An 8,487-nucleotide genomic window follows, 5' to 3' on the forward strand; every position below is an offset into this window, starting at 1 on the left:
GGTATGCATGAGTCATGCATGATCGATTGGCGAACCTCTTGGGCGCGACCGCGCTGAACGTGGCCGATCTGGTCGCCGAAGCGCACCGGAAGGCCGCTGACCTGGGCGACAGTGCCAGTGCGGCGCTGCTGACCGTGGACGAGTTCCCGGGCCTCGCCGTGACGACGCTCGGCCGGTACATCGGCCTGAGCCAGCCTGCGGCCGCCCGCATGGTCGACGGCCTGGTGCAGCGCGGCCTCGTGGAGCGCCGCGCCGGCACGGGCCGCGCGGTCGCGGTGCATCTCACGGCCGAAGGCGAGAGGGAAGCGGCGCGGATCCTCGAGAGCCGCAAGGGGGTCCTGCAACCGATCGTCGCGTCCCTCGACCCCTCGGAACGCGTTGCGCTGGAAGCGCTCTTGGAGAAGGTCCTGCACGCCGTCTACGACCGCACCGAGCGGGCCGGGCGCGTGCCGGACGACGCTCTGGGCGATCTGCTGTGCCGCCTGTGCGACCGGGCCGCGTGCCTACGTGAAGGCGCTGCCTGCCCGGTCACGCAGGCGGGGAGCCTCGCCGCGACCGGAGGAGGCGGTCATGGGTGACCGCGCAGGGGCCGCGACGTGCTGGGCGTGCGGCTGGACCGACGACGGAAACGAAGCGGTCGTCTCGCGCCACCGCACCTCGGAAGGCGAGATCGTGTGGACCCGGTGCGTGTGCGGAGCGGTCCGGGCGCGGCTGCACCGGTTCGGCCCGGCCGAGGCCGTGGCCTGCGCCGATCCGCCGGAGGACTGGCGCTGACCTCAGCTCTCCTTACGCGGCAGGGGGAGTCCGGTGAGGCGGCAGAGCACGTCGAAGCCGTCCTCGGTGCCGGGCCAGTGCGCGCGCACGGCCTCGATCCCGGCGCGGCGGACGACCGAGCGGAGGACGAGGGCCACGATGATCGCGTCGTCGGCGTACCCGAGGACGGGGATGAAGTCGGGGACCAGGTCGAAAGGCAATGCGAGGTAGGCGAAGAGCAGCACGAGCCGGACGCGGACGCCGCGCGGGAGGCCGCCGTCGGCGGCGAGGCGACGCAGGAGCCGGAGTAGGTCCGGCAGCAGGCGCAGCGCCTCGCGCAGGAGCGGCCCGCGCGGGCCGGCGACCGCCAGGGCGACGATCAGCGCGATCCACAGCAGCGCCAGTCCGCCCGCGATCGCCAGCAGCAGGTCCAGCCACCACCAGTCGGTCATCGCACACCTCCGCCGCCGACTCTAAGCGCGGCGGAGGCGTGCGATGACCGGCGGTCCTAGCCGCCGGCGGGACGCCACATCGGGTAGAGCGGCGGGCCGCCCGCGCCGATCGGGAACGGTTCGCCGTGCGGCCGGTAGCCCAGGGACGCGTACAGGGCCGCGGTGCGCGGCGACACCGCCTCCAGATATGCGGCCGTGCCGGACTCGTCGAGTCTCTTGTGGATGTCGCGGAACAGGTCCGCCGCGATGCCGCGGCCGCGCGCGTCCGCGCGCACGCCCACGAGCGCGACGTACAGGTGCGGTTCGGCCGGGTGCTGCTCGTCCATGATCCGGTCGAGCTCGGCGAACGCCTCGTAATGCCGCCCGCAGGCCGCGCGCAGGCGCGCGTCGTAGTCGGGGATCGGCGGCTCGTCCTTGGTGCGGTCGAACCAGACGAGCGCGCCCTCGAGCGCGTCGTCGCGCCCGGAGGTGAGCACGCCGCCGTGGGCCAGGGCGTGCTCGACCACGAGCGCGAACTGGCCGCCCACGGCCGCGACGCGTTCGACCGGGTCTTCGACGAGCCAGACCGCGGTCGGCACGTCCACGAAGGCCTCGCCGATCATTCCCGCCACCTGCGCGGCGCTAGCGGCCACCGGCCACTCCCACCGGTTCCGACGCCTCGGTCACGAGCGCGGCCTTCGCGCCGTGCCCGATCCCGGCGTACACGTCCGGGCGCCCCCACTTGAGGTACGCGCCCCAGGCCGCGCCGAGGAAGGCCAACCCCGCGAACAGGATCGGGACGAGCACCGGCAGCGTCGATCCCTTCTCGACGCCGAGCAGCGTGTGGAAGTGCAGCACCGAGAGGTACAGCACCCACAGCAGCGCGACGACCGCGAGCACCGGCGCGATCCTGGTGGCCCACAGGGACTCCCCGCGCCGGTCGCGCGCGAAGTACACGACGACCGCTACCGCGCACGTCGCGATCAGGGCGAGCAGGCCGATCCCGGCCGACGTGCTCATGTAGAAGAACAGGTGCACGAGCGGGTCGAGGCCTAGGACCGCCCAGGCGATGATCACCACGCCGCTGACGACGGTCTGGGTGAGCGAGGCGGCCGCCGGGGAGGAGGTCCGCGGCGAGGTGCGGCCCAGCCACGCGGGCGCGACGCGCTCGCGGCCGAGCGCGAACAGGTAGCGCGCGGTGGTGTTGTGGAAGCTCAAGGCGGCGGCGGTGACCGAGGTCAGCAGCATCACCTCGCCGATGACCGCCCACGGGGCGCCGAGCTGGTCGCCGGCGAGGGTGAACATGAGCGAGGGGTCCGCGACGGCGGCCTCCACGACGCGGTCCGCGCCGACGGCGGCGATGATCGACCACGACGAGGCGATGTAGATGAACGCGAGGATCCCGACGGTGGCGAGGGTGGCCCGCGCGACCGTGCGCCGCCGGTCCTTCGCCTCCTCGCCGTAGACGGTGGGCGATTCGAACCCGATGAAGCCGGTGACCGCCAGCGCCAGCATCGCCCCGGCCGCCTCACCGCCGAGCGTGGACGGCGACATCGCCGCGAGCGGGACGCCGTCGGCGGCGTTGGCGAAGTTCGAGGCGCTGAACAGCAGGATCACGGCGATCTCGACGAGCAGGAGGATCGCGAGCACCTTCGCGTTGATGTCGACCGCGCGCGTGCCCAGCAGACCGATGAGGAGCCACGCGACGAGGGCGCAGGCCCACCACGGCGCGTCCAGGCCCATCCGGGCCATGACGCCCTCCGCCGTGAGTCCGAGCAGGCCGAAGAGGCTGATCTGCATGGCGCAGTAGGCGGTCGCCGCGACCCATGCGGCCCCCACCCCGGGGATGCGGCCGATGCCGCGGGCGATGAACGCGTAGAACGCGCCCGCGTTCGTGATGTGCCGCGACATCGTCGTGTAGCCGACGCTGAAGAGCCACAGGCACGCGGCGATGATGAGGTACCCCAGCGGGATGCCGATCTGCCCGGCCAGGGCGAACATGACGACGACGCCGCCCGCGATCACCGTCAGCGGCGTCGCGGCGGTCAGGGAGAAGTGCAGCAGGCTCAGCGTGCCGAGCTTGTCGCGCGCCAGGACGGCTTGCACCGCGCTGGGGCGTGAGGAGGGAGCGGGCATGGGGACTCCTTCTTCGGGTGACGGGGGAGTTGCGGGCGTCGGGGAACGGGGTTCAGCGGCCGCCGGTGATGGCGATGTCCGCCACCGTCGCCGCCAAGTGCGCCAGGACGGCGCGCAGCGGTGCGGGCAGGGCCTGCCGCCGCTGTCCGGCGTACACGCGTGCGCCGGAAGGGAACTGGTGGTAGAGGGGTTTGGCGAGCCCAACGGCTTCGGTGAGCGCCAGCAGGAACGCGTCCTCTACCGAGATATCACGCTCTGAAGTGGACAGATGGCGGCGCAGTCGCGAGAACACCGCGTTCGCGATGAGCGCGTCCGCCGGCTCGTAGCCGACCTCCACGCGCTGGCGCCACCGCGACCGGTATTCGCGGCGGACCATGATGCCGAGCATGACCATGTGCTCGGCGGTCTTCGTGTACACGTCCGCGGCCGAGAGGAACCCGAGCCAGTCGCGCACGCTCAGGCTGGTGCGCTCGGCTCGGACGTGCTCAACCAGCCACAGCGCCAGTGAGTCCGAGGGCGGCCGGAACCGCTCGTCGAAGCACACGAGGTCGACGCCCTTGCTCGCCCACACCGTCAGGTGCTGCGAGAGCACCAGTTCCGCCAGGAGCGCCGCACCGATGCCCAGTCCGGTCACGCGGGTGCCCGTGGCCGGCTTGTACACGTCGTCGAGGGAGGTGATCAAGAGGGTGTCGTAGACCAGACGAGTGGAGGGCGCGTCGGGCACCGGAAGTAGTCCTTCCTATACAGGGCGATTCATGCGATTACCTTACCGGTGCCATGCAGGCGTTCGTATTGGGCATTACCGACAGTTCATGCCAGCGGACCGCGTACTGCGTGGAAGCGTTACCGCGCCCCAAACGTCTCGCGCTCCCATGTAAGCAATGCGCCGGCCGCGGGGTCGAACATTGGTCCCGCGACCGGCGCGATCGCTCCGCAGAGAGCACCCGTCGAAGTACTGAATGGATGGTCGCCACTCCGTGATGCCGCCGCGGACCGAACGCCGCCGTCGATGCCGATGCAGGCCTGGCCGTACACTTCCGGGTCGCCCGAGTCCGCCTTCCCGGTCCAGTCCCACCGCTCCCGGCCCACTGGACATGGGAGCGCTCTTCCATTACAGTCGAGCCAGGTTGGGGCCGTAGACGATCGCTCACCCCTCAAGGAGCCCCATGGGCGCACATCTGCCCGCAGTCCTCCGCCGTCCGGCCGTCCTCTGGACCGCCCTCATCGCCGCGCTGGCGGCCGCCGTGATCACCGTGCTGGTGGTCGTGCCGGCCGGCGGCGGCCGCGGGGCGTCCTATCGCGACGCCGACGCCGCGGTCGCCGACCGCGTGGACGACCTGCTCGGCCGCATGACGATCGAGGAGAAGGTCGGGCAGATGACGCAGGTCGCCGTGCCCGCGATCGAACGGATCCCCGCCGACATCGGCCTGCTGGGCATCGGCTCGCTGCTCAACGGCGGCTCGGAGGCCCTCCACGACACCCCCGAGGGCTGGGCCGGGATGATCGACGGCTTCCAAAGGGAGGCGATGGAGTCGCGTCTCGAAATCCCGCTCGTCTACGGCATCGACGCGGTGCACGGCAACGGCGCCCTCCCCGGCGCGGTGATCTTCCCGCACAACATCGGCCTGGGCGCCGCGCACGACCCGGACCTCGCCGCGCAGGCGGCGGCGATCACCGCCGCCGAGACCCGCGCGACCGGCGTGCACTGGACGTTCGCGCCGTGCGTGTGCGTGGCCCGCGACAACCGCTGGGGCCGCACGTACGAGTCCTACGGCGAGGATCCGGGTCTGGCCGTCGAGTACGCCGGGCCGGTCGTGCGGGGCTACCAGGGCGAGGACCTGGCCGCGAACACGAGCGTCCTGGCCACCGCGAAGCATTTCGTGGGCGACGGCGGCACCGCGTACGGCACCTCGACCACCCCGAACGACCTGCTCCCGCCCGGCTCCACGTACCGCCTCGACCAGGGCGTCGCCACCCTCACCGAGGAGGAGCTCCGCTCGATCCACCTGGCGCCCTTCCAGGCCGCGGTGGACGCGGGCGTCGGCTCGGTGATGGCGTCGTTCTCCTCCACCGACCTGGGCGAGGGGCCGGTGAAAGCGCACGCCGACTCGTACCTCATCAACGAGGTCCTCAAGGGGGAGCTCGGGTTCGACGGTTTCGTCGTCTCCGACTGGCAGGCGGTGGACCAGGTCAGCGCCGACTACGCCGAAGCCGTGCGCCTCTCGATCAACGCCGGGGTCGACATGGTGATGGTGCCGTTCGAGTACCGCCGTTTCATCGACACGCTCGTGGCCGAAGTGGACAACGGCGGGGTGAGCGAGGAGCGGATCGACGACGCGGTCGCCCGCATCCTCACCCAGAAGTTCGAACTCGGCCTGTTCGAGCGGCCGTTCGCGGACACCTCCGGGGCGGGCGGCATCGGCTCGGACGCGCACCGCGAGGTCGCCCGGCAGGCCGCGGCCGCGTCGCAGACGCTGCTGCGCAACGAGAACGACCTCCTGCCGCTCGCCGGCGACGCGTCGGTCTACGTGGCCGGTTCGGGCGCCGACTCGCTCGGCCGCCAACTCGGCGGCTGGACCGCCTCCTGGCAGGGTTCGGTCGAGGCCGTCACGGAGGGCACCACGATCCTCGAGGGCATGGCGGCGGTCGCGCCCGAAGCGGCGATCACCTTCAGCGAGAACGCCTCCGAGCCGATCGGGGACGCCGATGTCGGCGTCGTCGTGGTCGCCGAGGACCCGTACGCCGAGGGCATCGGCGACGAGGGCGTGGGCGTGCACGACATGCGGGTGTCCGATGCGGATGCGGCCGCGATCGACACCGTCTGCGCCGCAGTCGACTGCGTGGTCATCGTCGTCTCTGGCCGCCCGATCGAGCTCACGTCGCATCTCGCGGAGGTCGACGCGCTCGTGGCCGCGTGGCTGCCGGGCAGCGAGGGCGCGGGCGTGGCCGATCCGCTGTTCGGCGCGGCGCCGTACGGCGGGCGCCTGCCGGTCACGTGGCCCCGCGCGAACGACCAGGAGCCGATGAACGTCGGCGACACCGCCTACGACCCGTTGTACCCCTTCGGATTCGGGCTGACGACCGGGTGACCGGCCACCGCTCCCGGTCGCGGTAGCGGTCGCGGAGGAGGCGGATCTCGGCGCCGTGGGCGGGGCACTCGCGGTTGACGTGGAGGACGAGGGCCGCCACGGAGTCCTCGGCGAACCAGGCGCCCTTCGGTCCGAGCGGTCGCTCGACGGCCGCGGCGCCGAGCGCCCGCACCCCGTCGCGCCAGGCCGCGTAGGCGGCCTCGACCATGGCGATCGCGCCGGAGGCGGTGGCGGGCAGCGGGTCGGGCCACAGCCGCAGGTCCCGCATGTCCGCGTCCTCGAGGTCTCGTGGGGTCCGACGAAAGCGCGGGCGCGCACGCCGAGCGCATCTTGTCCGATGTGGACCATGAGCCAGGCGGTGGCGGTGACCCGCGGCGGGTCGGGGCGGGGTCGGCGTTCCCAATGTCCGCGTCCTCGAGGCCCTCGTGGGTCCGACGAACGCGCGGGCGCACGCCGGACACATCGAATCCGATGTGGACTACGCGCCAGGCGATGGAGGTGACCCGCGGCGGGTCGGGGGCGGGGGTCGGCGTTCTCCATCTCGAGCGCGCCCTCGGGTCCGGGCCGCAGGCTCCAGCAGTCGGCGACCGGCTCCCACAGGCGCTCATCGTCGGTCATCCCTCCAGTCGCGGCCGCAGGCGGAAGTCCCAGTAGCACTCGAGCTGCCCGAGGATGAGCCCGGGCCATCGCACTGCCATGGCCCGGGCGCTAAGGCAACGGGCCGACAGCGCCCCGCCGCGCTACGGCGGTTCGACCGCAGATTGAGACTCTGGAGCGCCTGTCGGCGCTCAGATCCATGACAAGTCTCAACCGTTCTTTCAAGGTTATGTTTGAGGCCATGACTCAAGACATCCGCGAATTCGTCAACGACTCCCACGACCTGGTGGCCCTCGGCGAGCCCGACCACCGCGAGCCCGCGTTCGCCGAGATCCGCAACGAGATCTTCGCGCAGCTCGTCGAGCGCGGCTTCCGCTCCATCGCGTACGAGTCCGACCGGGTGGCCGGCCTCCGCGTCAACGCCTACGTCCAACATGGACTCGGCACGCTCGATGAGGCGATGGCCGAGGGCTTCTCGCACGGCTTCGGCGCGTTTCCGGCGAACCGGGCGCTGGTCGAGTGGATGCGCGGGTACAACGCCGACCGGCCCGAGCCGGAGCGGCTCGCGTTCCACGGCATCGACGCGCCGTTCGAGTTCACGGCCGAAAGCCCTCGCCGCTATATCGAGCACGTCCGGGACTATCTGGGGCTCGACCTCGACGTGGCGGGTCTCGCGGGCGACGACGAGCGCTGGGCCGGCATGGAGGCCGTCACCGATCCGGTGCGGTCGCCCGGCGACGGTCAGGAGGCGATGCGGCTGCGCGCGATCGCGGACGACCTGCTCACCGAGTTGTACGCCCGCGCCCCCGAGCTCGCCGCGGGCGCCGCGCGGGCCCGCTGGGACGAGGCCCGCGTCAACGCCACGACCGCGCTCGCCCTGCTGCGTTACCACCGCGAGGCGGCCCGGTCGGGGGAGGACGCGCGCCGGTGGAGCCGCCTGGGGGCGGTGCGGGATGCGGTGATGGCGCAGAACGTGCTCGACATCCGCTCGCTCGAGGCCGACCGCGGTCCGACGCTCCTTTATGGCCACAACCTGCATCTGCAGCGGAGCGTGACCCGGATGTCGATGGGCGGCATGGACTTGACGTGGTCCGGGACCGGCGCGATCCTGGCGTCGCTGCTGGGCGACCGGTACGCGTGCGTCGTCGGGAGCCTGGGTCGCAGCGCGGGGATCGGGCTGCCCGCCCCTGACCCGGGGACGCATGAGGGCCGGCTGCAGGGGCGGTTCGACTCGTGGGGACTCGTCGCCGCCGCGGGCCTGCCCGCGGCGGCCGAGCGCACGGACATCGCGTCCCCGCAAGGGCCGTTTCCACTGGACCGGGCCGTCCTGGCGGGCGCCGACGCGGTGCTGCACGTGAGCGAGGGCCGCGCGCCGGCGTCATGACGCGAGGCGGTTGCGGCGGCCGCCGGTGCGGCCGGTCATGCGGGCCGGGATCGCCTGCTTCGACCGGTAGAACTTGAGGGGGCTGGAGCTGACCGCC

Annotated in this window: 8 protein-coding genes; 4 read left to right on the plus strand and 4 right to left on the minus strand. The window is 72.3% G+C overall.

The window, feature by feature from the left end; all coding sequences use genetic code 11:
• The first annotated feature begins 14 nt into the window (after positions 1-14).
• Both AB0K52_RS19140 and AB0K52_RS19145 read left to right on the plus strand, forming a co-directional pair.
• A complete protein-coding gene (locus AB0K52_RS19140; protein WP_363533901.1) occupies positions 15-578 on the plus strand; it encodes a MarR family transcriptional regulator in 564 nt (187 codons plus the stop codon).
• Positions 571-774 carry a hypothetical protein gene (locus AB0K52_RS19145; RefSeq protein WP_363533904.1) on the plus strand — a complete coding sequence of 68 codons (204 nt, stop codon included), beginning with the start codon at positions 571-573 and terminating at the stop codon, positions 772-774. The genes AB0K52_RS19140 and AB0K52_RS19145 overlap by 8 nt, the downstream gene beginning before the upstream one ends.
• 2 nt (positions 775-776) lie before the next feature.
• On the opposite strand, the gene AB0K52_RS19150 is transcribed toward AB0K52_RS19145, so the two are convergent.
• The 4 genes from AB0K52_RS19150 to AB0K52_RS19165 are packed head-to-tail and all read right to left on the minus strand — an operon-like array spanning position 777 to position 4,044.
• Positions 777-1,205, minus strand: coding sequence for a YkvA family protein (locus AB0K52_RS19150; RefSeq protein ID WP_363533907.1), 429 nt, complete (start codon positions 1,203-1,205; stop codon positions 777-779).
• A 56-nt stretch (positions 1,206-1,261) separates the two neighbouring features.
• Positions 1,262-1,837: a GNAT family N-acetyltransferase gene (locus AB0K52_RS19155; RefSeq protein ID WP_363533910.1), complete on the minus strand. Its 576-nt coding sequence runs from the start codon at positions 1,835-1,837 to the stop codon at positions 1,262-1,264.
• A complete protein-coding gene (locus tag AB0K52_RS19160) occupies positions 1,827-3,320 on the minus strand; it encodes an APC family permease (protein ID WP_363533913.1) in 1,494 nt (497 codons plus the stop codon). The genes AB0K52_RS19155 and AB0K52_RS19160 overlap by 11 nt, the downstream gene beginning before the upstream one ends.
• Before the next feature lie 52 nt (positions 3,321-3,372).
• A complete protein-coding gene (locus AB0K52_RS19165) occupies positions 3,373-4,044 on the minus strand; it encodes a GPP34 family phosphoprotein (RefSeq protein WP_363533916.1) in 672 nt (223 codons plus the stop codon).
• Positions 4,045-4,486: 442 nt separating this feature from the next.
• Here AB0K52_RS19165 and AB0K52_RS19170 point away from each other — a divergent pair, with 442 nt between their 5' ends.
• Together AB0K52_RS19170 and AB0K52_RS19175 are read left to right on the plus strand one after the other, a co-directional pair.
• Positions 4,487-6,409 carry a glycoside hydrolase family 3 N-terminal domain-containing protein gene (locus tag AB0K52_RS19170; RefSeq protein WP_363533919.1) on the plus strand — a complete coding sequence of 641 codons (1,923 nt, stop codon included), beginning with the start codon at positions 4,487-4,489 and terminating at the stop codon, positions 6,407-6,409.
• A gap of 838 nt (positions 6,410-7,247) precedes the next feature.
• Positions 7,248-8,390 carry an erythromycin esterase family protein gene (locus tag AB0K52_RS19175; protein WP_363533922.1) on the plus strand — a complete coding sequence of 381 codons (1,143 nt, stop codon included), beginning with the start codon at positions 7,248-7,250 and terminating at the stop codon, positions 8,388-8,390.
• Positions 8,391-8,487: the final 97 nt, after the last annotated feature.

This window comes from Glycomyces sp. NPDC049804 (assembly GCF_040674615.1).
Taxonomy (GTDB): domain Bacteria; phylum Actinomycetota; class Actinomycetes; order Mycobacteriales; family Micromonosporaceae; genus Glycomyces; species Glycomyces niveus.